Annotated in this window: 21 protein-coding genes, 1 pseudogene and 1 riboswitch; of the genes and pseudogenes, 13 read left to right on the forward strand and 9 right to left on the reverse strand. The window is 73.9% G+C overall.

Annotated elements, in window-relative coordinates:
- Window positions 1-82: 82 nt before the first annotated feature.
- Window positions 83-757, reverse strand: coding sequence for an FMN-binding negative transcriptional regulator (locus ACW14Y_RS33890; RefSeq protein WP_435651274.1), 675 nt, complete (start codon window positions 755-757; stop codon window positions 83-85).
- A gap of 156 nt (window positions 758-913) precedes the next feature.
- Window positions 914-1,576, reverse strand: a pseudogene (locus ACW14Y_RS33895) (pyridoxamine 5'-phosphate oxidase family protein); the annotation flags it as partial.
- A 34-nt stretch (window positions 1,577-1,610) separates the two neighbouring features.
- Between ACW14Y_RS33895 and ACW14Y_RS33900 the strand changes: the two are divergent.
- Complete coding sequence (locus ACW14Y_RS33900; RefSeq protein ID WP_380300565.1) at window positions 1,611-2,975, forward strand: aminotransferase class I/II-fold pyridoxal phosphate-dependent enzyme; 1,365 nt, start codon at window positions 1,611-1,613, stop codon at window positions 2,973-2,975.
- 290 nt (window positions 2,976-3,265) lie between these two features.
- Window positions 3,266-4,456: a GDSL-type esterase/lipase family protein gene (locus tag ACW14Y_RS33905; protein ID WP_380300563.1), complete on the forward strand. Its 1,191-nt coding sequence runs from the start codon at window positions 3,266-3,268 to the stop codon at window positions 4,454-4,456.
- Between the two features lie 86 nt (window positions 4,457-4,542).
- Here ACW14Y_RS33905 and ACW14Y_RS33910 read toward each other — a convergent pair whose 3' ends face one another.
- Entirely contained in the window at window positions 4,543-5,901 is a 1,359-nt protein-coding gene (locus ACW14Y_RS33910; protein ID WP_030397879.1) for an NAD(P)/FAD-dependent oxidoreductase, read from the reverse strand.
- Between the two features lie 390 nt (window positions 5,902-6,291).
- On the opposite strand from ACW14Y_RS33910, the gene ACW14Y_RS33915 reads away from it, so the two are divergent.
- The 4 genes from ACW14Y_RS33915 to purB all read left to right on the forward strand — a co-directional run bounded on the left by ACW14Y_RS33915 (window position 6,292) and on the right by purB (window position 9,623).
- The gene (locus ACW14Y_RS33915; protein WP_380300560.1) at window positions 6,292-7,047 is read left to right on the forward strand and encodes a HipA family kinase; all 756 of its coding nucleotides are present in this window, start codon (window positions 6,292-6,294) and stop codon (window positions 7,045-7,047) included.
- Window positions 7,044-7,460 (forward strand): DUF3037 domain-containing protein, encoded by a 417-nt coding sequence (locus ACW14Y_RS33920; protein WP_380300558.1) that lies wholly within the window; start codon window positions 7,044-7,046, stop codon window positions 7,458-7,460. The genes ACW14Y_RS33915 and ACW14Y_RS33920 overlap by 4 nt, the downstream gene beginning before the upstream one ends.
- Window positions 7,461-7,585: 125 nt before the next feature.
- Entirely contained in the window at window positions 7,586-8,029 is a 444-nt protein-coding gene (locus ACW14Y_RS33925; protein WP_380300557.1) for a MarR family winged helix-turn-helix transcriptional regulator, read from the forward strand.
- Window positions 8,030-8,183: 154 nt separating this feature from the next.
- Complete coding sequence (gene purB, locus ACW14Y_RS33930; protein WP_197698729.1) at window positions 8,184-9,623, forward strand: adenylosuccinate lyase; 1,440 nt, start codon at window positions 8,184-8,186, stop codon at window positions 9,621-9,623.
- 87 nt (window positions 9,624-9,710) lie between these two features.
- Here the strand turns inward: purB and ACW14Y_RS33935 are convergent, their stop codons facing one another.
- Window positions 9,711-11,222 carry an MFS transporter gene (locus ACW14Y_RS33935; RefSeq protein ID WP_380300556.1) on the reverse strand — a complete coding sequence of 504 codons (1,512 nt, stop codon included), beginning with the start codon at window positions 11,220-11,222 and terminating at the stop codon, window positions 9,711-9,713.
- Between the two features lie 309 nt (window positions 11,223-11,531).
- A riboswitch (cyclic di-AMP (ydaO/yuaA leader) is annotated at window positions 11,532-11,697 on the forward strand.
- Between the two features lie 2 nt (window positions 11,698-11,699).
- Here ACW14Y_RS33935 and ACW14Y_RS33940 point away from each other — a divergent pair.
- Complete coding sequence (locus ACW14Y_RS33940) at window positions 11,700-12,743, forward strand: M23 family metallopeptidase (protein WP_456984628.1); 1,044 nt, start codon at window positions 11,700-11,702, stop codon at window positions 12,741-12,743.
- A 422-nt stretch (window positions 12,744-13,165) separates the two neighbouring features.
- Here the strand turns inward: ACW14Y_RS33940 and ACW14Y_RS33945 are convergent, their stop codons facing one another.
- From ACW14Y_RS33945 to ACW14Y_RS33960, 4 genes are all read right to left on the reverse strand, one after another.
- Window positions 13,166-13,888, reverse strand: a complete 723-nt coding sequence (locus ACW14Y_RS33945) for a DUF2470 domain-containing protein (RefSeq protein ID WP_380300554.1) — start codon at window positions 13,886-13,888, stop codon at window positions 13,166-13,168.
- A gap of 233 nt (window positions 13,889-14,121) precedes the next feature.
- On the reverse strand, window positions 14,122-14,538 hold the full coding sequence (locus ACW14Y_RS33950; RefSeq protein ID WP_380388357.1) for a RidA family protein: 417 nt from the start codon (window positions 14,536-14,538) through the stop codon (window positions 14,122-14,124).
- 54 nt (window positions 14,539-14,592) lie between these two features.
- Window positions 14,593-15,342 (reverse strand): IclR family transcriptional regulator, encoded by a 750-nt coding sequence (locus tag ACW14Y_RS33955; protein ID WP_456984629.1) that lies wholly within the window; start codon window positions 15,340-15,342, stop codon window positions 14,593-14,595.
- Window positions 15,339-16,715 (reverse strand): sugar kinase, encoded by a 1,377-nt coding sequence (locus tag ACW14Y_RS33960; RefSeq protein ID WP_456984630.1) that lies wholly within the window; start codon window positions 16,713-16,715, stop codon window positions 15,339-15,341. The genes ACW14Y_RS33955 and ACW14Y_RS33960 overlap by 4 nt, the downstream gene beginning before the upstream one ends.
- A gap of 179 nt (window positions 16,716-16,894) precedes the next feature.
- Here ACW14Y_RS33960 and ACW14Y_RS33965 point away from each other — a divergent pair, with 179 nt between their 5' ends.
- The 6 genes from ACW14Y_RS33965 to ACW14Y_RS33990 all read left to right on the forward strand — a co-directional run bounded on the left by ACW14Y_RS33965 (window position 16,895) and on the right by ACW14Y_RS33990 (window position 25,625).
- Window positions 16,895-18,268, forward strand: coding sequence for an alanine racemase (locus ACW14Y_RS33965; protein WP_456984631.1), 1,374 nt, complete (start codon window positions 16,895-16,897; stop codon window positions 18,266-18,268).
- Complete coding sequence (locus ACW14Y_RS33970) at window positions 18,268-19,956, forward strand: N-acyl-D-amino-acid deacylase family protein (protein WP_456984632.1); 1,689 nt, start codon at window positions 18,268-18,270, stop codon at window positions 19,954-19,956. Before ACW14Y_RS33965 ends, ACW14Y_RS33970 begins: the two co-directional genes overlap by 1 nt.
- Before the next feature lie 354 nt (window positions 19,957-20,310).
- Entirely contained in the window at window positions 20,311-20,937 is a 627-nt protein-coding gene (locus ACW14Y_RS33975; protein ID WP_380300548.1) for a bifunctional 4-hydroxy-2-oxoglutarate aldolase/2-dehydro-3-deoxy-phosphogluconate aldolase, read from the forward strand.
- A gap of 444 nt (window positions 20,938-21,381) precedes the next feature.
- Complete coding sequence (locus tag ACW14Y_RS33980; protein ID WP_456984633.1) at window positions 21,382-23,025, forward strand: alpha-amylase family glycosyl hydrolase; 1,644 nt, start codon at window positions 21,382-21,384, stop codon at window positions 23,023-23,025.
- 202 nt (window positions 23,026-23,227) lie between these two features.
- A complete protein-coding gene (locus tag ACW14Y_RS33985; protein ID WP_456984634.1) occupies window positions 23,228-24,334 on the forward strand; it encodes a hypothetical protein in 1,107 nt (368 codons plus the stop codon).
- 367 nt (window positions 24,335-24,701) lie between these two features.
- Window positions 24,702-25,625: a hypothetical protein gene (locus ACW14Y_RS33990; RefSeq protein ID WP_456984635.1), complete on the forward strand. Its 924-nt coding sequence runs from the start codon at window positions 24,702-24,704 to the stop codon at window positions 25,623-25,625.
- A 69-nt stretch (window positions 25,626-25,694) separates the two neighbouring features.
- Here ACW14Y_RS33990 and ACW14Y_RS33995 read toward each other — a convergent pair whose 3' ends face one another.
- Complete coding sequence (locus ACW14Y_RS33995) at window positions 25,695-26,489, reverse strand: (2Fe-2S)-binding protein (protein WP_456984636.1); 795 nt, start codon at window positions 26,487-26,489, stop codon at window positions 25,695-25,697.
- Between the last annotated feature and the right edge of the window lie 71 nt (window positions 26,490-26,560).

A 26,560-nucleotide genomic window follows, 5' to 3' on the forward strand; every position in this document is an offset into this window, starting at 1 on the left:
CGAGCGGGCAGGGTTCGGCTCACATTCGACCAGTGCCCGGGCGGCGGCGTCGCGATGAATGGGCCGAACGGGTGACGGAGCGTCAGCTGATTGCGCGGTCCGGGGGAACCGGTCCGGGGCGAGGCCTGCGGACCGCGCCGGAGCGGCGGGCGTTGCGGCGCAGCAGCTGGACGCGGGCCCCGGCGTCCGCGCCCCGGTCCCGCTCGGCGAGCCGGTCGGCCATCGCGTACTGCTCGGCGGCCGGCTTCTTGTCGTCGTACTTGAACTTGGCGCGGACCTCGCGGACGGTCAGGCGCAGCGCGGTCAGGCCGGGGAGCAGCCGGGAGAACTCCCCCTCGCCGGGGGTGACCCGGACGTCCGGGCGCTCCGGCTGGAAGTGGGCCAGCTGGCGGTTGAGGATCTCCGCCTTGCCGGTCGGGTCCGTGACCAGCGACGCGGTGGCGTGGAAGTGCACCGAGGCGTAGTAGCTGGTCGGTGTGCCGGGCTCGCCGCGCCAGTGGCCGGGGGCGAAGGCGTAGTCGTCGGTGACCGCGAGGGTGACCTCCGGGTCGGCGCGGACGGCGGAGAGCAGGGGGTTGGGGGCGGCGAGGTGGAGCAGGATCTCGCCCCGGTCGGCGTCCAGCAGGAAGTGGGTGGGGACGAGCACCGGGCCGTGGCCCGGCCCGCCGTTGGCGGCGAGCAGGCCGAAGTCGCGGCCCTCGGCGAGCCAGGCGCGCCATTCGGCTTCGTCGCCGCGGTCCCAGGAACGGATCAGCATCGGGGCCCCCGGTCAGCCGGCGGAGCGGGTGGAGGCGTCGGCTCCGGCGCTCGGGTCGGAACCGGGGGCGGGGTCGGTACTCGGGTCGGAATCGGGGGCGGGACCGGAGTCGAGCGCGGGGTCGGTGCCGGAGTCGGGGGAGGGGCTGGGCGCGGTGAGCGCGCGCAGGTTCGCGGGGAGCGGCACGGTGGTCGAGGCGTCCGGCAGGGGTGCGCCGTAGCCGCTGGTGACCGGGACCAGGCCGGCCCAGAACGGCAGGTCAAGGTCCTCGGCGTCGTCGGCGGCGGGAGCGGTCCGGCTCTTGGCGGAGACCTCGTCGAGGTCGAGCCGGATCACCGCGGTGGCGGCGAGCTCCTTGGCGTTGGCGGGGCGGACCTCGGCGGAGCGGCCGGGCACGACCTGGTCGACCAGGGCGTCCAGTGCGACGGTCAGCTCCTCGGGGTCGGTGACCTGGTACGCGGTGCCGTGCGCCACCACCGAGCGGAAGTTCACCGAGTGGTTGAAGGCCGATTTGGTCAGCACCAGCGCGTCGACCAGGGTGACGGTGAGGCAGACCGGCAGGCCCTGCTCGCCCCGGGCGCCGCGCAGCGGTCGGCTGCCCGTGGAACCGTGCACGTAGAGGCGGTCGCCGACGCGGGCGTGGATGGTGGGCAGCACGACCGGCGCGCCGTCGACGACGAAGCCGAGGTGGCAGAGGTAGGTGGCGTCCAGGACCGCGTGGATCGCCTCGCGCTCCCAGGTGGCCCGGTCCTTGTAGCGGGTGGGGGTGGTGCGCGGGGTGCGGGCGTAGGACGTGTCGTTGTCCGGTACGGTCGACATGACAACCTCTATGTACTAGTGCATACTCTGTTTTGTGCTAGGAGACTATCGGATGACCGGTCGGCGTGCCAGCGAGATTGCGGCCGAGATCGAGCGAGGGGTCAGCGGCGGACAGCTCGCCCCCGGGACGCCGTTGCCGCCGCTGCGCGACCTCGCGGCCGAACTCGGCGTCAACCCCAACACCGTGGCAGCCGCCTACCGGCTGCTCCGCGACCGGGGAGTGATCGAGACCGCCGGCCGCAAGGGCAGCCGGATCCGTCCGCGCCCCGCCCACACCCCGCGCGACGAGATCCGGCTGCCCGTCCCGGCGCACGCCCGCGACCTCTCCCACGGCAACCCCGACCCGGCGCTGCTGCCCGACCTCACCCCGGCCCTCGCCGCCGCCGCCGAGGCCGCCCGCCGCGACCCGGTCCGCTACGGCGACCCGGCCATCGACCCCGGACTGCTCGCCCTGGCCGGCGCGGCCTTCGCCGCGGACGGCCTGCCCTCCGGCCCGATCGCCGTCGCCTCCGGCTCGCTGGACACCATCGAGCGGATCCTGGTCACCCGGCTGCGCCCCGGTGACGCCGTCGCCGTCGAGGACCCGGGCTGGGGCAGTCTGCTGGACCTGCTGCCGGCGCTCGGTCTGCGCGCGGCGCCGGTCCGGCTCGACGACGCGGGTCCGCTGCCCGGCTCGCTGGCCGAGGCGCTGGACGGCGGGGCCCGGGCGGTGGTCGTCACCAGTCGGGCGCAGAACCCCACCGGCGCCGCCCTCACCGCCGGGCGGGCCGAGGAACTGCGCGCCGTCCTGTCCGCCCACCCGGACGTGCTGCTGATCGAGGACGACCACGGCCACGGCATCGTCGATCAGCCCTACCACCCGCTGGCCGGGGCGGGCTCGCGGCACTGGGCGGTGGTGCGCTCGGCGGCCAAGGCCTACGGTCCTGACCTGCGGCTCTCGGTCGCGGTGGGCGACGAGGACACCGTCGGACGGGTGCTCGGGCGCCAGCGGCTGGGCGCCGGGTGGGTCAGCCATCTGCTCCAGCACACGGTGGCCGAGCTGTGGCGCACCGACGCCGCGCCGGCGGGGCGGGTGGCCGACGCCTACCGGGCCCGCCGCGGGGCGCTGATCGGCGAGCTGGCCGCGCGCGGCGTCGCGGCGCACGGGGCGAGCGGACTGAACGTCTGGGTGCCGGTGCCGGACGAGGCCGTCGCGCTGGCCGCCCTGGTCCAGCGGGGCTGGGTCGTGGCGCCCGGCGCGCGCTACCGGCTCCAGTCGCCGCCCGGGCTGCGGGTCACGGTCGCCCAGCTGGACCCGGCCGACGCCGGGCGGCTGGCGGAGGATCTGGCGTCCGTGCTGAGCGGATGGCACGGGATCACCGGGGCGGGGGCGGACGGGGCGCCGTCGCGGTCGGTCTGAATCGGTCGGGCCCCACCCCGGGGGGAATGGCGGGCCTTCGATTCCAGGTCAATGGCGGGGCCAATTTCGATTCGATCCGGATCGAATCGAAATTGGCCCCGCCATTGACCGACCGGAAATAGTCGAGCCGATCAGTACCGATTGGTAACAAGCCGAGAAATTCACTGCAGATACCTAGCGGTAACAAGCGCGGGCATGTCAGATTCAACGCGCCACCGGCCGGCGGCCTACCCTCACCCCGTGTCTCCCCGCCCCCACCTGCGGGCGAGACCGATCGTTGGAGTTCCGTCGTGCCCGAAAACCGTTCGAGCATTTCCCGCACCAACGCCCGGTGGCGCGGACGGCTGCTCGCCGCCGCGCTCGCCCTGCCGCTCGCCGCCACCGGACTGGTGGCGGGAACCGCCGCCCCGGCCCGGGCCGCCACCCCGAGCGGCCCGACCGCCAGCGTCAGCCTCGGCGACAGCTACATCTCCGGGGAGGCCGGCCGCTGGAAGGGCAACTCCGTCACCAGCGGCGGCAACCGGGCCGGCACCGACCGGGCCTGGACCGGCAGCGGCTACGACCCGAGCCGGATCTACGGCGCCACGTACGCGAGCGGGTGCGACCGCTCGGACGTGGCCGAGGTGCGCAGCGCGCCGACCGTGGCCCAGACCCAGATCAACCTGGCCTGCTCCGGAGCCGTCGCCGCCAACGTCTTCCGTGCCGCCAACGGCGGGCAGTCGTTCAAGGGCGAGGCCCCGCAGGCCGACCAACTCGCCACCGTGGCGCGGCAGAACAACGTCAAGCTGGTCACTCTGTCGATCGGCGGCAACGACCTCGGCTTCGGCGACGTGATCTCGACCTGCGTGCAGGACTACCTCGTCTGGTACTCCTACTGCAACGACGACCAGCAGGCCGCGGTCGACGGCCGGATGCCGGCCGCGATGGCCGGCGTCGGCAAGGCGCTCGACGAGATCCGCGCCGTGATGGCGGGCGCCGGGTACGCGGCCGGGGACTACCGGATCGTGCTGCAGTCCTACCCCTCGCCGATCCCGCGCGCCGCCGAGATCCGCTACCCCGAGAGCGGCTGGAGCCGCTCCGACACCGGTGGCTGTCCGCTCTGGAACGGCGACGCGGACTGGGCGCGCGACTCGCTGGTGCCCCAGATCTCCCGCGCGCTCGCCGGGGTCGCCAAGGCCAAGGGCGTGCAGTTCCTGGACCTGAGCGACATGCTCCAGGGCCGCGAGGTCTGCTCCAAGGCGACCCGCCAGGCCAGCTCGACCAGCGCGCCGTCCGCGACCACCAGCGAGTGGGCGCGGTTCCTGGACGGCGGGCTCAACACCTCGCAGGGCACCCTGCAGGAGTCGCTGCACCCCAACTACTACGCGCAGCAGGCGCTCGGGCGCTGCCTGACCCTGCTGTACGCGCGGACCAGCGGTGACTGGGGGTGCCGCAACACCGCGGGACAGGACGCCAACGGGATGTACCTGACGGCCAAGTAGCCGCCGGGAAACGGACGTGGCCCTGCCCCTCGCCGGTGCGGCGGGGGGGCAGGGCCACGCGCGTGCGGTGCGACCGCCGCCTCCGGTCAGCCCTTGGCGAGCAGCGCCTGGGTGTGCTCCTTGACCTGGTCCCGCGTCAGATAGGCGTCCGTGTACTCGAAGTCGCGGAGCCTGGCGGGCTGGCGGGCGAGGAACCCGGTGCGCACGAAGTCGTCGCCGGCGGTCGCGTTGAGCAGCCAGTTCGCGCCGACCCGGAACTTGGCGGCGTTGGTGCGCATCGCCATCAGGTGGTAGCCGCGCGCCACCAGTTGCGCCGGCACGCCGCGCAGCTCCACCCCGAGCGGCTTGGAGACGGCGTCCTTGCCGCCGAGGTCCACCACCAGGCCCAGGTCCTTGTGGTAGTAGGGCTCCAGTGGCTGGTTGCGGAGCGCGGCGATCACATTGTTGGCCACCGCCCGGCCCTGGCGGGCCGAGTGCTGGGCGGTCGGCGGGCACATCGCGCCGTCGCCCTTGGCGAGGTCGGGGACGGCGGCGGCGTCGCCGAGCGCGAACACGCCCTCGAACGGGGCCACCCGCATCTCCGCCGTCACCGCGATCCGCCCGCGCACCGTCTCCGCGTCCAGGGTGGCGATCAGCGGGCTCGCGGCGACGCCGGCCGTCCAGATCAGGGTTCGGCAGGGGAGCACCCGGCCGTCGGTGAACTTCACCGACTCGGCACCGACCTCGGCCACCGACACGCCCAGCGAGACCTCGATGCCGCGCTCGCGCAGGACCTCCAGGGCCGCGGTGCCGAGGGCGTCGCCGAGCTCGGGCATCAGCTTGGGGGCGATGTCGATGAGGTGCCACTTGATCTGCCGGGCGTCCAGCCTCGGGTAACGGTGGGCGGCGGCCGTGGTCAGGCGCTGGAGGCAGGCGGCGGTCTCGGTGCCGGCGTAGCCGCCGCCGACCACGACGAACTGCAGCCGGGACTCGCGCTCCCGCTGGTCCGGGGTGGCCGAGGCGAGGTCCAGCTGGGCGATCACGTGGTCACGGACGTACGCCGCCTCGGCGAGGGTCTTCATGCCGCGCGCGTAGTCGGTCAGACCGGGGATGTCGAAGGTGCGGGTGACGCTGCCGGGCGCCAGCACCAGGTAGTCGTACTTCTGCGCCACCACCTCGTCGGTGATCTTGCGCACCACGCAGACCTTGGCGGCCGGGTCCACCCCGATCGCGCCGCCGGGGACGATGTGGGTGCGGCGCAGCGAGCGGCGCAGCGAGACGGCCACCGACTGCGGTGTGAGCACACCGGCCGCCACGTGCGGCAGCAGCGGCAGGTAGAGCTGGTAGCTGAACGGGGTGACCAGGGAGATCTCCGCCTCCGCCGGCGAGAGCTTGCGCTCCAGCCGGCGCGCGCACTCCAGTCCGGCGAAGCCGCCGCCCACGATCAGGATCCGGGCTCGTTCCATCGTGCGTCCCTCACAGTGCAGGTCGTTCCGCCGCGGGTCGTGGCGCCGGGGGCCGTTCCGTCACGCCGCGGCCCTCGGTGGGCGCGGAGGTGGCGGTGCGGACGCGGCGGTGCGAGTGCGGTGGTGCGGGTCATGGCCGATGCGGGTCGTGGCCGGTTGCGGGTCGCGGCTGCAGCGTTCCCCGGCTACTGTCCGCCACGTTCGCACGGAGCGGCGGGGGCTGCCACCGGGGCGACCCGGGCGGGCGAGCGGGCCGGGCTGTGCGGCCGGGCCGGGTGGGGGAGCCGGGTGGGTGGGGAAGCCGGGCCGGGTGGGCGAGCCGGACGGCCCGGGCGGGCGAGCGGGTCGGGCGACACCCGCCGCGTGCATATGCCCGATAGGCTGTGCGCCGTGCTCCCCGAGGTGACGGCGGTCCGTTATGTGACGCCACTGCGAGAAGGCGGCTCGATGCCGGGCCTGGTCGAGGCCGACGACCGGCGGCTGTACGCGCTGAAATGGGTCGGCGCGGCGCAGGGCCGCAAGGCGCTGGTGGCGGAGGTGCTGGCCGGGGAACTCGGCCGGCGGCTCGGACTGCCGGTGCCCGAGCTGGTGACCGTCGACCTGGACCCGGTGCTGGCCCGCAGCGAGCCGGACCCGCAGATCCAGGACCAGATGCGGGCCAGCGGCGGACTCAACCTGGGCATGGCCTTCGTCAGCGGCGCGCTCAACTTCGACCCGCTCTGCTTCGAGGTGGACGCCGGGCTGGCCGGGCAGGTGCTCTGGTTCGACGCCCTCATCGGCAATGTCGACCGCTCCTGGCGCAACCCCAATCTGCTGGTCGCCACCGGTGGACTGCGGCTCATCGACCACGGCGCGAGCCTGATCTTCCACCACCACTGGGCCGGTGCCGCCGCCTGGATCCGGCGGCCGTACGACGCCTCCGACCACGCGCTGCTGCGCGCCGAGCCGGACCTGCTCGCCGCCGACAAGGCGCTCGCGCCGCTGGCCGAGGCGGCGATCGAGGAGGCCGTGGCGCGGATCCCGGACGTCTGGCTGGTGGACGAGCCCGGCTTCGACTCGCCCGAGGCGGTGCGCGCGGCGTACCGCACCCAGTTGACCGAGCGACTGGCCGGTCCGCGCGACTGGCTGCCGGAGGTGTCCGCGTGACCGAGTCGATCCGGTCGGCCCTGCCGGCCGTCGCCGAGCTGCACGACTACGAGTACGCGGTGATCCGGGCGGTGCCCCGGGTGGAGCGCGGTGAGTGCGTCAACGTGGGGGTGCTGCTGTACTGCCGGCAGAGCGCCCATCTGGCCGCCCGGACCCATCTGGACCAGGCACGGCTGCTGGCCCTGGACCCGGTGGCCGACGTGTCCGGGGTGCGGCGGGCGCTGCAGGGGATCGAGGCGGTGTGCGAGGGCGGACCGCAGGCCGGTCCGGCGGCGTCGGACAACCCGGGGCAGCGGTTCCGCTGGCTGACCGCGCCGCGCAGCGCGGTGGTGCAGCCGGGGCCGGTGCACACCGGGCTGACCTCGGACCCGGAGACCGAGCTGCGCCGGCTGTTCGACCAGCTGGTGCTCTGAGGGCCGGGGCGACGGACCTTCGGCACGGGTGCGGCGGTTGTCGGCAGGGGTGCGGCGGTTGACTGCCGGATCTTTGCCGTGATCAAAGCTTGAGATACTGAAGCACTCGGTCGTAGGCTGACCTCATGGGTTCGACAGCGACCACGACCGTACCGACCAACGCCGAGCTGATGGAGGCGCTGGCCGCCGTCGGCGCCGCGTACTTCCAGGACTTCGCGGCCGCCGCCGCCAGGCACGGTCTCTCCTCCTCGCAGGCCAAGGCGCTCGGCGCCGTCCAGGAGCCGGTGCCGATGCGCGCGCTGGCCGGGCGGCTCGGCTGCGACGCCTCCAACGTGACCGGGATCGTCGACCGGCTGGAGGCCCTGGGCCTGGCCCGCCGGGAGGCCTCGGCGGGGGACCGGCGGGTCAAGATCGTGGTCATCAGCGAGCAGGGCCGGGAGATCCTGTCGCTGGTCCGCGGCGAGATGAGCCGCACCCACCAGTCCTTCGAGACCCTCAGCGGCGAGCAGCGGAGCGCGCTGCACTCGATCTGCCTCCAGGTGCTGCCGGTGCTCAGCGGCCGGCAGTAGGGCCGGGCACCGTGTCCGGGCGCGGTGTGTCCGGGTACGAGGCTTCTGTACCCGGGAGTGGGGCTGCTCCCGGGCGGCCCTTCGGCCTGCTCCCGTGGCCCGCGGATCGCGGGGGCCGGTCCGGCGCGGGTCGGGCTGACCTCGGCTGTTAGGCTTGCGAAGCGTGAGCGCGAAGCCCCAGATCCCCAATGTCCTGGCCTCCCGGTACGCCTCGGCGACCCTGGCCCAGCTGTGGTCCCCCGAGCACAAGGTGGTCCTTGAGCGCCACCTGTGGCTCGCCGTCCTGAAGGCCCAGCAGGACCTCGGCGTCGAGGTGCCCGCCACCGCCGTCGCCGACTACGAGCGCGTGATCGACCAGGTCGACCTCGCCTCCATCGCCGCCCGTGAGCGGGTCACCCGGCACGACGTGAAGGCCCGGATCGAGGAGTTCAGCGACCTCGCGGGCCACGAGCAGATCCACAAGGGCATGACGTCCCGGGACCTGACCGAGAACGTCGAGCAGCTGCAGATCCGGCAGTCCCTGGAGCACGTGCGCGACCGCACGGTCGCGGTGCTGGTCCGCCTGGGCCGGCTCTCCGCCGAGCACGCCGAGCTGGTCATGGCCGGCCGCTCGCACAACGTGGCCGCGCAGGCCACCACCCTCGGCAAGCGCTTCGCGTCGATCGCGGACGAGCTGCTGGTCGCCTTCCGCCGGCTGGAGGAGCTGATCGCCCGCTACCCGCTGCGCGGGATCAAGGGCCCGGTCGGCACCGCCCAGGACATGCTGGACCTGCTCGGCGGCGACACCGAGAAGCTCGCCGAGCTGGAGCGCCGGGTCGCCGGCCACCTCGGCTTCGACAACGTGCTGATCAGCGTCGGCCAGGTCTACCCGCGCTCGCTGGACTTCGAGGTGCTGACCGCCCTGGTCCAGCTGGCCGCCGCGCCGTCCAGCCTGGCCAAGACCATCCGCCTGATGGCCGGCCACGAGCTCGTGACCGAGGGCTTCAAGGAGGGCCAGGTCGGCTCCTCGGCGATGCCGCACAAGATGAACACCCGCTCCTGCGAGCGCGTCAACGGCCTCGCCGTGATCCTGCGCGGCTACGCGTCGATGACCGGCGAGCTGGCCGGCGACCAGTGGAACGAGGGCGACGTCTCCTGCTCCGTGGTCCGCCGGGTCGCGCTGCCGGACGCCTTCTTCGCCTTCGACGGCCTGCTGGAGACCTTCCTGACCGTCCTCGACGAGTTCGGCGCCTTCCCGGCCGTGGTCGAGGCCGAGCTGGACCGCTACCTGCCGTTCCTGGCCACCACCAAGGTGCTGATGGGCGCGGTGCGCGCGGGCGTCGGCCGGGAGACCGGGCACGAGGTCATCAAGGAGCACGCCGTCGCCTCCGCGCTGGCGATGCGGGCCGGGGCCCGGGAGAACGAGCTGCTGGACCGGCTGGCGAACGACGACCGGATCCCGCTGGACCGGGCCGGGCTGGACGCGCTGCTGGCCGACCGGCTGTCCTTCACCGGTGCGGCCGGTGCCCAGGTCGCCGAGGTCGTCCGCCAGGTCGAGGCCGTCGCGGCCGCGTACCCGGAGGCCGCCAAGTACGCGCCGGGCGACATCCTCTGACGGTTGTCAGACCCCGCTTGCCGGGCCCCGTCACCGCTGAGGTGGCGGGGCCCGCGGTGTGTCCGGGGTCCGTCTCCGCGGGGAGGCTCAGCCCTGTTCCGGGGCCGGGTGGCCCGGGTGGCCCGGGTCGAGGGGCGGGGCGTTGGTGCCGCAGGCGTAGCGGCAGTCCGGTTCGGCCACCGGGTGGTGGTCCTCCGGGGCCAGGACGTTGCCGTGCACGGTGGCCAGGGCGATGAGTCCGCCCGCCACGAGCAGTCCGGCGCAGATCAGCATCGCGGTGCGGAAGGCGGAGTCGACCGCCGACGGCACCTGGTAGGCGTCTCCGCTCAGACCCGCCAGCGCGGGCAGCGCGGCGACCGCCAGCAGACCGGCCGCCCGGGCCGCGGCGTTGTTGACCCCGCTCGCGATGCCCGCGTGCCGCACCTCGACCGCCGCCAGCACGGTCGCGGTCAGCGGCGCGACCAGCAGGACCATCCCGCTCCCCATCACCGCGACGGCCGGCAGTACGTCCGTCCAGTAGGAGGCGTCGGGCCCGATCCGCAGCATCAGCAGCACGCCCACCGCGCACAGCAGCGGGCCGACGGTGAGCGGCAGTCTCGGGCCGATCCGCTTGCCCAGCCGGCCCGCCCGGGCGGAGAGCGCCAGCATGATCACGGTGATCGGCACCAGCGCGAGTCCGGAGACCAGCGGGGAGAAGCCGGAGACGATCTGCAGCTGGACGACCAGGAGGAAGAAGACCCCGCTGAACGCCGCGTACACGGCGAGGGTGACCAGGTTGACGGCGGTGAACAGCCGTGAGGAGAACAGGCCCAGCGGCAGCATCGGCTCCGGGGTGCGGCGCTCGACCACGATGAAGGCGGCGCCGAGCAGGAGCCCGGCCGCGCCGGTGACCCAGACCGTGGGGGAGAGGCCGCTCCCGGCGGCCGTCAGCGCATAGGTGAGGGAGCCGAGCGCGAGCGCGGCCAGTACCGCGCCGAGCACGTCGAAGCGCCCGGTCGAGCTCTCGTCCCGGCTCTCCGGGACGTGCCGGGCGGCCACCACGATCACCAACACGGCCAGCGGCAGGTTCAGCAGGAAGATCCAGCGCCAGCCCGGGCCGTCCACCAGCCAGCCGCCGAGGAACGGGCCGACCGCCGCCGACACCCCGCCGAGGCCGGACCAGAGACCGACCGCCGCCGAACGGTCGTCCGGATGGAACACCGCCTGGAGCATCGCCAGCGAGCCCGGGGTGAGCAGCGCCCCGCCGATGCCCTGCACGGCGCGGGCCGCGATCAGCACCTCGATGGTCGGGGCGGCGGCGCAGGCGGCGGACGCGGCGGCGAACCAGACCACGCCCAGCAGGAAGATCCGGCGCCGCCCGTACCGGTCGCCGAGCGCGCCGCCGAGCAGGATCAGGCCCGCCAGGGTGAGCAGATAGGCGTTGAGCGTCCATTGCAGGGCGGCGAGCTGAGCGCCGAGATCGGTGCCGATCCGGGGCAGGGCGACGTTCACGACGGTTCCGTCGAGCATCGCCATGCTGGAGCCGAGCACCGTCGCCAGAAGTACCCAGCGTCCCTGCGCGGTGCCCAACCGCAGGGTGCCGGCATCGGTGGTGGTCACGGCCCATGGTGGGGCTCCCGGGGCCGACGTGACAAGGGTCACCGGGGGTGTGTCGGAGATGTCCGTTCCGTGAGTGATCGTGTGCGGACTGATGACGACATCGGCGCAGGGTGGTGGATCACGTGCGCGCAGTGAATGGATTGTGTGCGTACTGTGCACATGTCTCATGCGGAGCGTCACCGTGTTCCGGACTTTGGTCCCGGGTTCCGGAGATCGACATTGCTTCACCCGAACGGATGGGTTTTAGTTCAGCGACCGCCCGGCGTCAGCCCGGGTGGCCACCGGGTGGAACGCCTAGTCCTGCCGCTGCCCGGTGGTTCGCAACGAACTCTGTACGGCAGGAGCGGGGGACCCACAGGTAAGTCGCCGGAACCGAATTGACGGTCCGGCTTGGGGTGAAGCCGCATTTCTCTGCGGCCGGGCAACTCCAGCCCGAACCCGACAGCTCACCTCGCAGGCGTCGGAGAGGACATTTCCATGCCCGCACAGGCTCGTCGTATCGCCATGCCCCGCGCCGTCCGCATCGGCATCGCCACCGCCGTCACCGGCGCCGCGTTCGCTCTCCCCCTGGTGACCACCGTCACCGCCCAGGCCCACGAGGCCCCGGCCGCCGGCCACACGCAGCAGACCAGCACCTGGACCGGCGCCACCAGCGTCGACGCCGCGCCGGCCGCCGCTGCCGAGGCCGCTCCGGCCGCTCCCGCCGCCGAGGCCGCCCCGGCCGCTCCGGTCGACTACAAGGTCGTCGGCGGGGACACCCTGTCGAAGATCGCCGACGCGAAGAACGTCGAGGGCGGCTGGAAGGCGCTGTTCGAGCACAACCGCTCGGTCATCGGTGCCAACCCGAACCTCATCTACCCGGGCCAGCAGCTCGCGCTCGGCGCCAAGGCCGCCGAGGCCGCCAAGCCGGCCGCTCCGGCCGAGGCTGCCAAGCCGGCCGCCCCCGCCGCCAAGGCGCAGGCCTCGCAGGACTCGGTGAAGCCGGCCGCTCCGGCCGCGAAGCCGGCGGCCCCGGCCGCCAAGCCCGCCGTCAAGCCCGCTGCCCAGCCCGCCGTTCAGGCCGTCGTCGCCCCGGTCGCGAAGCCGGCCACCGCGGCTCCGGTCGCCGCCACCTCCGGCTTCTTCGCCCCGCTGGCCAACCCGAAGCTCGGCACCGCCTACGGCGTGGCCGGCTCGATGTGGGCCTCCGGCCACCACACCGGCGCCGACTTCGTCGCTGCCACCGGCACCCCGCTGCGCGCGGTCGCGGCCGGCACCGTGGTGAAGGCCGGCAACGGCGGCGCCTACGGCAACGAGGTCGAGATCAAGCTCGCCGACGGCAAGTACGCCGAGTACGCGCACCTGTCCTCGATCGGCGTGTCGATCGGCCAGACCGTCACCGCCGGCCAGCAGATCGGCCTCTCGGGTGCGACCGGCAACGTGACCGGCCCGCACCTGCACTTCGAGATCCGCACCGGCTCGGAGTACGGCTCGGACATCGACCCGATCGCCTACCTGCGGGCGCACGGCGTCGCGATCTGACCTTCGGTCCGATCATCTGCCACCGCTGGGTGCGGGGCGAAACGACCTCCCGGAATGGTCATGTCGGGTGACCGCTGGACCGGGTGGACGCCGCATCTGAGTGGATCGACGGGCGCGGGACACGCCCGTCCTGCCGGCCGGCCCGGCTCGCGAGAGAGATCTCGTGGGCCGGGCCGGCCGTCGTCGTACCGGGGGGCGGAGAGGTGATCGGGGGTCAGGGGTGCTCGGGGGAGGGGTGGTTCGGCTGCTGTCGGGTTCGCTGCGCTGCTGGGTTCGGGGCGGCGTTGGGTTCGGGGCGGCGTTGGGTTCGGGGCGGCGTTGGGTTCGGGGCGGCGTTGGGTTCGGGGCGGCGTTGGGTTCGGGGCGGCGTTGGGTTCGGGGTCGCTGGGCTCGGGGCGCCGGCGGGTTCGGGGCTGCTGGGTTCAGGACCGGTGGGCGGCCGGCTCCTGCTCGGCGGCGGACAGCAGTTGGTGCACCCGGTGGCCGAACTCGTCGGCGTCGCGGGCCGGTTCGAGGAAGACCAGGCGGACGTCGCGGTGACCGTGCGGCTGGTCCAGGCGGAGCACCAGGCCGTACCGGTCGAGCGCGAGCGGACGGACCTCGGGGCGGTCGGCGAGCAGCGCCGGGTCGAGCAGCCGGGTGAGCACGGCGAGCGCGTCGGGGTGGTCGTCGGCGAGGTGGGTGAGCAGTCCGGCCTCGTAGCGGGCCAGCGGGTCGGGGGCGGCCGCCGCGAGGTCGGCACCGGTGATCGCGGTGGTGCCGTACGGGGTCGAGAGCACGGCGTGCGCGACGTCCAGACGGAGGTGCACGCTGAGGCCGTCGTCGGCGAGGTGGGCCAGGTGGAGCCGGCCGGCCAGGGTGAGACGCCCGCGGACCCGGTCGCGGACGGCCACCGGGGCGATGTCGGTCAGGTCGAGCACGACGGCGAGGCCGTCCTGCTCGCGGGCGGTGGCGGAGGTCACCGGGGAGTCGAGCGGCGCGCGCAGCCGGAGCCGGGAGCCGTGCACCGAGACGGGGGTGGAGAGTTCGTGCTGCTCGCCGCCGGCGCGGAGGACCACCGAGGAGGTGGCGGTCAGCAGGCTGCCGATCCGTTCGGCGGCGGTGGGCTCGGGAATCTCGGCGTCGTGCTGCGGGTGCGGGCTCATGGGATCGGGACCTCCGGCGGACGAGCTGACCTTGTAGTTAGGTGAGCCTAACCTAATGAATCGAGGGGATGAGGGCAAGGTGTCGGCGCGGAGGGGTGTCGGCGGGGCGGGGCGTCGGCGCGGGCGGGGGTGTCGGCGCGGGCGGGGGTGTCGGCGGGGCGGGGCGGCTCCGGAGCGCGCGAAGGGCCCCGACTCGGTGTCGGGGCCCTTCCGGTGCGGATGCTGCGCGCGGGTCAGACGACGACCGCCTGGGCGTCGATCTCCACCAGCATCGGCTCCTGCGGGAGCTCGCAGAAGATCGTGGTCCGGCAGGGCTTCACGCCGCCCGGCGGGATGTTCTCCTCGATGAACTCGGCGTAGACCTCGTTCATCAGCGGGAAGTCGGCGCGCTTGGTGAGGTACACGCGGAACATCACCACGTCCTCGACGGTCGCGCCGCCCGCCTCGACGATCGCCTTGACGTTCTCCAGGGTGCGGCGGGTCTGCGCCTTCACGTCGCCGTGGTGGAGGTACTCGCCGGTGGCCGGGTCCTGCGGGCCCTGGCCGGACACCTGGAGGATCGGGCCCTTGCGGACGCCCTGGGAGAACATCCAGGCTGGGGCGGGGGCGCCGTCGGTACGGATCTCGGTCTTGTCGTTCTGGACGCTCATGCGTGCTCACTTCCTCGACGGGCTATGGGTGATGGGTGGTGCGGGGGGTGGTGGTCAGTGGCGCGGGGGCAGGCCGCAGTCGGCGGAGATCGCCCGTGCGGTGGCGAGCAGTTGGGGCAGCAGCTCCAGGACCTGCTCGTAGGGGAGCACGACGTCTGGGACGGAGATCGAGGCGGCGGCGACCACCCGGCCGCTGGCGTCGCGGATCGGCGCGGCCACGCAGTTGATGAACGCCTCGTGCTCGGCATGGTCCTGGGCCCAGCCCTGGGCGGCGACCTTCTCCAGCTCGGCCAGCAGTGCCTCGGGCGTGGTGAGGGTGCGCGCGGTGTGCGGGGTGAAGTCGATGCCGGCCACCACCCGCCGCCGTTCGGGCGTGGGCAGGTCGGCGAGCAGCACCTTGGACACCGCGGCGCTGTGCAGGGCGGCCCGGAGGCCGATCCGCGAGTACATCCTTACCGGGTGCCGGGAGTCGTACTTGTCGATGTAGACCACCTCGCCACCCTCGTACGCGGCCAGGTGCACGGTCTGGCCGGTGCCGGCGTTCAGTTCGGCGAGGTACGGCGCGGCGATCCGGCGGACCCCGCGCTGTTCCAGGGCGAGCCCCGAGAGCGCGAACAGCCCGGCGCCCAGGTGGTAGCGGTATCCGGCGTCGCGGTAGACGAATCGTTCCTCTTCGAGGCTCTGGAGCAGCCGGAGCACGGTCGTCTTGTGCACACCGAGCACCTCGGCCAACTGGTCGAGGGAGCGCTCGCCCTCGCCGAGCTCGGCGAGGATGCGCAGGGCGCGGGTGACGGTCTGGCTCATGGCGCTCCAAGGGCCGGGGTGGCGGCCGGTCGAGGGTCGGGAGCACCGCCCCCTGGCGCGACGGGCGAGGAGCGGTGGGCGTAGTCGGTGGCGGGGGAACGGTGCGGAGAGAGGGGCGGCGGGTCGGTCGGGGAGGCGTCTGTGCTGGTGGGCGCTGCGGGGAGCGCAGGGGACACGATGCCATCCGCCGACACCCGGGTGGCAGCCCAGGCCTCGGGCGAGGCGTCGAGCAGGGCGTCGACCACCGGGTCGGGCGGCAGCTCGGCCTGGTCCCCGTGGGTGGTCAGCGCGCAGGCCGCGCTCAGATGGCCCAGTCGCAGGCGGCGCCGCTGGTCGAGGCCGCGCACGGTGCCGGCCAGGTAGCCGGCGGCGAAGGCGTCGCCCGCGCCGGTCGCCTCGACCACCTCGACCGTCAGCGCCGGCTCGGCGACGGTCGTGCCGTCGCGCCCGATCGCGGTCACCAGCCTGGCCTCGTCCTTGACCACGACGGTGGCCGGCGACGGGAAGAGGCGGCGCAGGGCGTGCGGATCCCCGGTGCCGAAGGCGGCCTCGGCCTCGTCGGCGCCGAGCAGGAGCAGGTCGGCGGCGTCCAGCAGGGGTGGCAGCACCGAGAGGTCGCGGTCGCGCCAGAGCGCAGGGCGCCAGTTGAGGTCGAAGCTGACCAGCCGGCCGGGGCGGCGTTCCGCCAGCAGCGTGCGGAGCAGGGCGAGGCAGTCGTCGGAGAGCGCGGCGGTGATGCCGGACAGGTGGAGCAGTCGGGCCCCGGTCAGCAGGCGGGCGGCCGTCGGGTCGTCCAGCAGCTCGGGGGAGAGGGCGGCCGCCGCCGAACCGCGCCGGTGGTAGTGCAGCCGGCTCCGCCCCGGGCCGAGGTCGTGGCGGTCGCCGGTGGTGCCGCCGACCTCCTTGAGGTAGACGCCGGTCGGGCGGTGCGGGTCGACCGCGACGGCGGAGACGTCCACCCCGCGGGCGGTCAGTTCGCCGAGGAGGCGGCGGCCGAAGCCGTCGTCGCCGACCCGGCTGATCCAGGCGCTCGGGACGCCCAGGGCGGTCAGGGCACCGGCCACATTGGACTCGGCGCCGCCGACGGCGAGCCGGAAGTTCTCCACGGACTCCAGTGGGCCCGCGCGGTCGGGGAGGAGCACGGCCATCGACTCGCCCACGCAGACGGCCAGGGGGGTGGGGGGCGTCGTGGGTGTGGCGGGAGCGGCGGGCGTCGTGGGCGTCGTGGGTGTGGCGGGCGTGGTGGGTGTCGGTGTCTGCGTCCGGGGTGGCGTCGGGGACGGCTCCTGGGTGGCCGGTGTGCGGGGCGGTGCGGCCGTCGGATCGCCGGGCGACGGGGTGGCCTCGCTCGCGGCGGCGTCCTGGCGTGGCATCTGCTGGGCTCCTCGGAGTACTGCGGCCCGGCCGGGTGGGGGTGCTTCGGCGAGCCTGGCTGACCCGCGTGCGGCGGGCGGCTGTCGTTGACCTTCGTCCGGCGCCGATGCTAGAACCGTGTTGCCAGCATGTGCAACCCTCATTGCACATGCTGCAACATGGCAGATGGAGGAAGACGGTGGACCAGACCTTCGCGAGCAGTGGCGGCGACGGCAGTGGGAGTGGCGGCGGCGGTCGCGGGACCGGCGGCCCCGGTGGTGGTGGTGCGGGTATCGACGCCGGCGCGGTGGCGGCACTCGCCGAGGAGGTGCTCGACTGGCGGTTCAAGGCGCTGCCGCCGGCCGCCGACGGCCTGACCGTCCGCCAGTACCTGGCCACCGGACCCACCCTGGCCGACCTGGGTACCCCGCTGCTCACGCTCGACGCCGGCGCGCTCGACCACAACCTCCGCACCATGGCCCGCTGGTGCGCGGACGCCGGCGTGGCGCTCGTCCCGCACGGCAAGACCACCATGGCCCCCGCGCTCTGGCAGGCGCAGCTGGACGCGGGCAGCCACGGCATCACCCTCGCCAACCTGCCGCAGCTCCGGGTCGCCCGCGCCTTCGGTGTGCGGAGGCTGCTGCTCGCCAACTCCCTGCTCGACCCGGCGGGCCTGCGCTGGCTGGCGGGAGAGCTCGCCGCCGACGCCGACTTCGCCTTCGCCTGCTGGGTCGACTCGGTGGAGAGCGTCCGACTGATGGACGAGGCCCTGCGCGCGGCCGGCGCCGAGCGCCCGGTCGAGGTGCTGGTCGAACTCGGCGGCCCCGGTGGCCGCACCGGCGCGCGCACCGTCGACGGCGCGGTGGAGATCGCGGAAGCCGTGCGCCGCGCGCCGACGCTCCGGCTGGCCGGGATCGGCGGGTACGAGGGTGCGTTGGCGCACGACGCGAGCGAGAGCGGGCTCGGCACGGTGCGCGGGTACCTGCGGTCGCTGGCCGAGTTGCACGGGCGGCTGGCCGGGCGGTACGCCGAGGACGCCCCGCCCGTGGTCACGGCCGGTGGAAGTGCCTACTTCGACCTGGTGGCCGAGGAGTTGGGAGCGCTGCCGGAAGCCTTCGTGGTGCTGCGCTCGGGTGCCTACCTCGCGCACGACGACGGCTTCTACCGGGGGATCTCGCCGCTCGCCCGGGGTGCGGAGGAGCCGGGAGCCGGTGGGGGCGGAGCGCTGCGCGGGGCGCTGCACGGGTGGGCGCGCGTGGTGTCCCGGCCCGAGCCGCAGCTGGCGCTGCTGGACGCGGGCAAGCGCGACCTGCCGTTCGACGAGGGCCTGCCGGAACCGCATCTGGTCCGGGGCGGGGCGGAGTTGACGGGCACGGCGGCGCGGATCACCGCGCTCAACGACCAGCACGCGTTCCTCCGGGACGCGGGCGACCTCGCGCCGGTCGGCGCCGTGCTGCGGCTCGGCATCTCGCACCCGTGCACCGCCTTCGACAAGTGGACGATGATCCCGGTGCTGGACGATGCCTCGGCGGCCGAGCCGAAGGTGACCGGGCTGGTCAGGACGTTCTTCTGATGAGCACCAGCGGCGGTGGGAGCGTGCTGTTCCGCGGCGCCACGGTGGTGGACGGCACGGGGGCCGGGCGTTACCGGGCGGACGTGCGGATCGCCGGCGGGGTGATCGTCGAGGTCGGGGCGCCGGGCGGGGCGGTGGCGTCGGGTGCTGCGAGGCGCTCGGGCGGTGGCGTCGGTGGCGCGGGCCGGTCGGGTGCCGGCGCGGCGCGGACGGTCGACGCGGACGGGCTGGTCCTGGCGCCCGGGTTCATCGACATGCACGCCCACTCCGACCTCGCCCTGCTCCGCGAACCGGAGCACCCCGCCAAGGTCACCCAGGGTGTGACCTGCGAGGTCCTCGGCCAGGACGGCCTCTCCTACGCGCCGGTCGACGACACCACCCTGCCCGCGCTCCGCCGCCAGATCGCCGGCTGGAACGGCGACCCGGACGACTTCGACTGGGACTGGCGCACCGTCGGCGGCTACCTGGACCGGCTGGACCGGACCGGCCCCGCCGTCAACGCCTGCTACCTGGTGCCGCACGGCTCGCTGCGCATGCTCGCCATGGGCTGGGAGAACCGGGCCCCGAGTGCCGCCGAACTCGACCGGATGCGCGAGCTGTTGGCGCAGGGGCTGGTCGAGGGCGCGGTCGGGATGTCGAGCGGCCTGACGTACACCCCGGGGATGTACGCCGGGACGGCGGAGCTGGTCGAACTCTGCCGGGTCGTCGCCGGCTTCGGAGGCTTCCACGCTCCCCACCAACGCTCCTACGGGGCAGGCGCGTTGGAGGGATACGAGGAGATGGTCGAGATCGCCCGGCGGTCCGGCTGCCCGCTCCACCTCACCCACGCCACCATGAACTTCGGTGTCAACGAGGGCCGCGCCGATGAACTGCTGGCGCTGCTCGACCGGGCCCTCGACGACGGCGTCGACCTCACCCTGGACAGCTATCCCTACCTGCCCGGATCCACCACCCTGGCCGCCCTGCTGCCCAGTTGGGCCACCGAAGGCGGACCGCAGGCGACCCTGGCGCGGCTCGGCGACCCGGTCGCGCGGGAGCGGATCCGGTACGAGGTGGAGGAGAAGGGCAGCGACGGCTGCCACGGCGTGGTCACCGACTGGGCGACCATCCAGCTCTCCGGCGTCCGGGCCCCCGAACTCGCCGACGCGGTCGGCCGGACCGTCGCCGAACTCGCAGTCGAGCAGGGCCGGAGCGGCACGGAGATCTTCCTCGACCTGCTGCTCCGCGACGAGTTGGCCACCACCATCCTCCAGCACGTCGGCCACGAGGCGAACGTGCGGGCGATCATGCGCCACCGCGTGCACACCGTCGGCAGCGACGGGCTGTTGGTCGGCGCGCGCCCGCACCCGCGGGCCTGGGGCACCTTCCCCCGCTACCTGGCCCGGTACGTCCGCGAGTCCGGCGTGCTCACGCTGGAGGAAGCGGTCGCCCGGATGACCGGTCGGCCCGCGGCCCGGTTGCGGCTGCACCGGCGCGGGCGGATCGCCCCCGGGTTCCACGCCGACCTGGTCCTCTTCGACCCCGAGCGCGTCCAGGACGCGGCGACGTTCGAGCAGCCGAGGCGGCCCGCCGTCGGCGTGGAACACGTCTATGTGAACGGCGTGGCCGTGGTGGAGCAGGGCCGCACCACGGGGGCGCGGCCCGGTCGGGCGCTGCGCCGGACGGGGCGCGGGGCGGAGGCGATATGACGGCCGCGTGCTGTGGAGCTGAGCGCGCCGGTGGCGGAGCGGAGCGGGGTGGGGCGGGCGGGGCCGGGGCCGGGGCCGGGGCCTGTGTCGAGTGCCCCGTGAACCAGAGCGCGCAGTGAATCAGGGTGCCCAGTGAAACCGAGTGGAATGGAAGCGCACGCCGTGAATTCGAGTTCAGTTGGTCCGAGGTCGGTCGACGCGAGGCCGGTCGAGACGCGGTCGGTCGAAGCACAGTCGGTCGGAACGCCGTCGGTCGGAACGCGGTCGGTCGAAGCGGGTTTCGTGGATCGGGAGTCGGCGGGTCCGAGTTCCGGGAGCCCGGGACCGGGGAGCCGCACGCCCTCCGCTGCCGCCATGGCGGCAGCGGCGCGGGCCGCGCTCGCCGCCTCGCCGGTGGTCGCGGTCGTCCGTGCGCCGCGGATACCGGACGCCGCCGCGCTCTGCGCGGCGCTCGCCGAAGGGGGTATCACCTGGACCGAGTTCACCTTCACCACGCCCGATGTGACCACCCACCTGCACCGGGCGGCTCAGGCCGGCCACCGGGTCGGGGTCGGGACGGTGCTCACCGCGGACCAGGCCGAGCAGGGGCTCGCCGCGGGGGCTTCCTTCCTGGTCACGCCCGGTCTGCGACGCGAGGTGGCGGAGGTCGCGCACGCGGCGGGAGTCCCGGTGATCCTCGGCGCGCTCACCGCGACCGAGGTTGCCCAGGCGGTGGACCTCGGTGCCGCGGCGGTGAAGATCTTCCCGGCCCGGGCGTTCGGTCCCGGCTACTTCAAGGATCTGCGGGGTCCGTACCCCGATGTCCCGCTGGTCGCCTCCGGCGGTGTCAACGCGGGGAACGCGGCGGAGTTCCTGGCGCACGGAGCACTCGCCGTCTGCGCCGGGACGGACGTGGTGTCGCCGGAGGTCGTCGCGGCCGGGGACTGGGCGGAGATCACCCGTCGGGCCCGGGCGTTCACGGAGGCCTGCGCGCCCCGTTAGCGGGGCGACCGGAGCGGAGGCGGGGCGTCGTCCCCTTCAGCGGGCCGGTCACGGGGGCTGGTCATGGCGAGGTCCGGTGCGCGCAGGTCCGGTGCGCGGGGATTCGGTGTGCGGGGGGTTCGGTGCGTGGGGGTTCGGTGCGCGGGGAGGCGAGGAGTGTGCCGCCCCGCGCACGACCGGTCCGGACCGGACGCGTGTGGTGCGAGGTGCTCGACGCGCGCGATGGCCGATGTGCGACGTCCTGCGGGGCGGCAGGCCCGGCGCGGCGGGTACCAACCGTGGGGTGTGAAGGAGCGGGAGGGGCTCGGGAGGGCGCGCGGCACGGCTGGGGGCTCCTTCCAGGAGTCCCGCGCCGGTCCGGGAGTGGTCGAGCCGGACTGTTGGGGCGACGGGGAATCGACGAGAATCGGTAGCCCCTCGGTACCCGGTAGGAGGATCCCACCCATGACCTCGACCCGCCCCGGCCCCGACTGGCTGACGGACGCCGTGCTGTACCAGATCTACCCCCAGACCTTCGCGGACTCCGACGGCGACGGCGTCGGCGACTTCGCGGGCATCACCGAGCACCTCGACCACCTCGCCTGGCTGGGCGTGGACACGGTCTGGCTGAACCCGTGCTTCGCCTCGCCCTTCCGCGACGCGGGGTACGACGTCACCGACTACCTCGCACCCGCCCCGCGCTACGGCACGGCCGACGACCTCGCCGCGCTGGTCGAGGCGGCGCGCCGCAAGGGCATCCGGATCCTGCTGGACCTGGTCGCCGGCCACACCTCCGACCAGCACCCCTGGTTCCGGGCCTCGGCCGAGGATCCGTCCGACCACCGCTACATCTGGTCCGACCGGCCGGTGGACGGCTTCGTCGCCTCCCCGGGCAGCCGGGCCGGGTGGTACCGGCCGAACTTCTTCGAGTGCCAGCCGGCGCTCAACTTCGGCTACGGGCGCGAGGATCCGGAACAGCCCTGGCGCCAGCCCGTCGACGCCGAGGGGCCCCGCGCCAACCGTGCCGCGTTGCGCGAGATCATGGCGCACTGGCTCGGCCTGGGACTGGCGGGCTTCCGGGTCGACATGGCGTCCTCCCTGGTCAAGGACGACCCGGGCTTCGCCGAGACGGGCAAGCTCTGGACCGAGCTGCGTGACTGGCTCGACCGCGACCACCCGCAGGCCGCGCTGTTCGCCGAATGGGGAGACCCGGCGGCAGCCGTCGCCGCGGGCTTCCACGCGGACTTCCTGCTCCAGTTCGGCGGCCCGGACCACGGCCTGCCGCTGCGCTCGCTCTGGAACAACAACGCTGGGACGGTGGAGGAGTTCTGGAAGCAGGGCCCGTGCTACTTCGAGGCCGAGGGACGCGGCACGCCCCGGGTGTTCCTGGACGCCTGGCGCTCGGCGGCCCAACTGACGGAGGGCGCAGGGCACATCGCCCTCCCCACCGCCAACCACGACTTCTCCCGGCTCGCGACCGGCCCGCGCAGTGCCGAGCAGCTCGCCCCGGCCTTCGCCCTGGTGCTGACCTGGCCCACCCTGCCCGCGGTGTACTACGGCGACGAGATCGGCATGCGCTACGTGCCGGACCTCCCCGACGTCGAGGGCAGCGTGCTCGGCCCGACGTACAACCGGGCCGGGTCGCGTACGCCGATGCAGTGGGCGCCCGGTCCGAACGCGGGCTTCTCGGCCGCCCCGGCGGAGCGGCTCTACCTCCCGGTGGATCCGGACCCGCACCGGCCGGACGTCGCCACCCAGCGGGCCGACCCGACCTCGCTGCTGCACACCGTGCGGCGGCTGATCGGCTTGCGCCGCAAGCACCCGGGGCTCGGGGCGCGGGGCTCGGTGGAGGTCCGGCACGCGGGGTACCCGCTGGTGTACACCCGTGCCGGGCGGTACCTGGTGGTGATCAACCCGCGGCGGGAGCCGGCGGTTCTCCCGCTCGACGGGCTGCTGGACGGCGTCGGTGTGTCCGGTCGGGTCGACCGGGCGGGTTGGGCGGGCCGGACGGGTGGGGTCACCCCGCTGGACGTCCAGGGTGTGCGGGTCGACGCGGCGGGTGAGCTCCGGGCGGACGGGTTCTCGTACGGGGTTTTCGACCTGGGGTGACGGGCCCGGGTGAAGGGTCTGGAGCGATGGGCCTGGAGTGATGGGCCCGGAGTCGGTGTCGCCGCCCTGCGGGGGCGCGGGCTGATCGGGGGCGGGCTTCGGCCCGCCCCCGAAGTAGTTGTATACTGCATCCAGATAGTTGCATTTACCATCTTCTATTGCCCTCTTTCGCTGGCGACCGCCGGAGGACGGACCGAACTTCATGAGCACAACCCCGACCACAGTCGCAGCGCCCGCTGTGGGGCACTCGCTCAAGCACCTGGCGTTCCACCTGCTCACCCCGCTGCTGATGTGCCTCGGTATGGCGCTCGCCTACCAAGGCGCCTTCCACCAGCCCGAGCCGCACCATCTGAAGGTCGCCGTCGTCGGCGTCACCCCGGAGGCGCGGGCCTTGGCGGGGGCGGTGCAGGGCCGGGCGGGCGACGCTCTGGACGTCACCTCGCTGCCGGACCGTGCCGCCGCCGAACAGGGACTGCTGGACCGGGACCTGGTCGGCGCCTTCCTCCCCGACGCCAGCCGCCCCGAACTCCTGGTCGCGAAGGCCAACTCGGACACCTCGGCGATGGCGGCCGAGAAGGTCTTCCAGCGTGTGACCGCGCAGCAGGGCGTCCCCCTGGCCGTCACGGACCTCACCACCCCGAGCGAGGGCGACCCCACCGGTCAAGGCCTGTTCTTCCTGCTGGTCGCGCTCAGCATCGGTTCCTACGGCAGCGTCGCGGTGATCGGCGCGGCGGGTGCGGCTCTGGCCATGCGGTTCCGGGTGCTGGTCGGGGTGGGCGTGTCGTTGGCGGTGAGCGTGATCGGGATTCTCACCGCAGGGCCCGTCTTCCATGTGGTGGACCACGACCTGGTCGGGGTCTGGGCGCTCGGCTGGCTCTACTCGGCCGGGGTGATCGGGATCGGCATCGGCCTCCACACCTTCCTCAAGCGGTGGACCACGCTGGCGATGATGGTGCTGTTCGTGATGCTGAACTTCACCAGTTCCGGCGGTGTGTACCGGCCGGAGCTGCAGAACGGCTTCTTCGGCGGGCTGCACTCCTTCTGGGCCGGTGCGGGCTTCCTGGAGGGTGCCCGCAGTCTGCTCTACTTCGACGGCGGTGCCGGCTTCGGCGGTCACCTCCTGGTGCTGGCAGTGTGGTTGGCGGCCGCCGGTGTGCTCGTGGTCGGAGCCGCGCTGTACGAACGGCGCGGCCGGGCGGTGACGCCGGGTGCGGTCGCTGCCGTCGATGCGGCGCGCGGGGCCGGGTCGTCGCGCGGGGAGGGGTCCGGGGCGGAGGAGGAGATGGAGGAGTCGGCAGTCGCGATCTGATTGTCCGTCAACTCCGTGCGAGAACTTCACCCGGTGACAGGGGCATCGACTCCGGGTGGGGATCGGCGGCCCGCGACCGGCCCTGGACAAGCCGGTTGCGGGCCCCAGCCGTCGGGACGTGCACCGTCCGCCCGGCGCGGCATGTCGGGTGACCTGCGTGGCGGCACAGCCTGCTGCCTCCCGGATGGCAGGATCGGGCGTGCTCTGCCGACGGGGGACGCCGCCCCGTCCGTTCGCCGTCCCGAGGAGTACCACCGTGCCTCGCCCCTTTCGTTCTACCCGTAACTGTCCGGCGCCTCAGGGCTCTTGTGCGGCCCCTGCGTCCTGGTTCACCCGCACTCCTCGTGCCGGTCGGTCGCTGGGAGCAGTGCCGGTCACCGCCGTCGCTGTGGCGCTGCTCGCCGTGACCCCGGCCGTCGCCGTCGCGCCACCGCTCTCGCAGCCCCGGATCGTCGCCCACTTCGATCTGGCCCAGGGGCGCCAGCCCGAGAACATCGCCGTCGAACCCGACGGTTCGGTGGACCTCACCCTGTCCTTCGCCCGTCAGGTCGTCCACCTCGACCGCGACGGCCGGCTCACCGTCCTGGCCGACATGCCCGCACCCGCTCACCCCGCGACCCCGGTCATCGGTGCCGCCGCCGTCTCGGGCCTGGCCCGCGCCCACGACGGCACGCTCTACTTCGCCTACGCCACCGGCACCGAGGACCTCACCGGGATCTGGAGGCTCTGCCCCGGTGGTGAGCCGGAGCGCATCGCCGCCCTCCCCGCGAACAGCCTGCCCAACGGCCTCGCGCTGGACGAGCGCGCCGGCGTGCTGTACTCCGCCGACTCGGCGCTCGGCCTGGTCCGGGTCGTGCCGACGGCCGGCGGTACCCCAGTGGCCTGGTCGGACGATGCCCGCCTCAGGCCCACCGGCGCTTTCGGCGCCAACGGCCTGAAGGTGCATCGCGGCGCCGTCTGGGTCGGCAACACCGACAGTGGCTCGCTGCTGCGAATCCCGATCGGTCCGGACGGCTCCGCCGGCCCGGTCGAGGTCCGCGCCGACGGGCTCGCAGGGCTCGACGACTTCGCCTTCGTGGGTGTCGGTGACGAGCTGATCGCAGCGCTCAACACCTCCAGCGAGGCCGTCTACCTCCGTGGTGACGGTACTCGGCACACCGTGCTCGACGCCTCGGACGGTCTCTCCAACCCGACCTCGGTCGGGATCCGGGGTGACCGGGTGTACGTGCCGAGTGCGGCCTTCTTCTCAAGGAGCGACCCCAATCTGCTGGCCGCGACGCTGGAGCGGTAGGGCGCTGCGGCTACGGATGCGGGCCGACGGACGGTCCGGGCGTCCGGCCGTCTTCTGGCTCCGTTCGACTCAGGGGCGGCGTGGTGGGCTGGTGAAGCAGCAGTCGCCGCAGACGCCCGCCTGCGGACCGATCCGGTAGTAGAGGCAACAACTGGTGCGTCGGAACCCGGTGCCGGACCGAGCGCCGCTGACGGTCAGGGTTCCGGTCCCGGCCAGGGGCGGGTGGTCGAGCACGTGGGCGACCAGGAACCGGGCCAGCCCCGGAGCCGTGGAGGTTCGGTCGGGAGCCGTTCGCGCGAGGTGGGCGTCCAGCATGCGCAGAGCGCCGGCCAGGGCGGAGGCCGCGTTCCCCCGGAGCAGCCCGTCGGAGAGCGGGACCGTGGAGCGGACGGCCGCCGCCAGCTCCGTCAACTGCCCCTCGACGACGGTCCGGCGGAACCGGTCGGCGAGTCGGCCGGGATCGGCCGGGATCCGTGCGTTCTCCGAGGCGGGCCCTGCCGTCGACGTGGGCGAGTAGGGAGCCCAGAGGTCGATCGGTCCCTGCTCGGGGACGCGGACCCACGCTTCATCGGGAGTCAGGGCGGGCACGTCGCCGACCAGCACGGCGGCGGCGAGGCCCACCGAGCAGAACCTGGAGGCCAGGCCCAGGTGCAGGATCGAGGCCGCGACCCGTGCTTCGGTCGTGCCGAGCCTCCGGCCGACCTCCCGAACCCGGCCCGCCAACAGGCCGTCCTGGCCCGGGGCGTAGAACTCCCGCAGCGGTCGAAAGCCCGGCGGCGGGCCCTGCCCGGGAGCCTCGGCCGCGTCGAGGGCGAAGTACGGGCCGACGGCGGCGAGCCGTCCGAGGCCGGACGCGACACTCATCGGCGGCCGACCGTCGTCGTCGCCGTGGTGCTGCCGGCGGCGGGGGACGCGGTGAGGTGTGCCCGGATCGG

This window comes from Kitasatospora sp. cg17-2 (genome assembly GCF_054031055.1).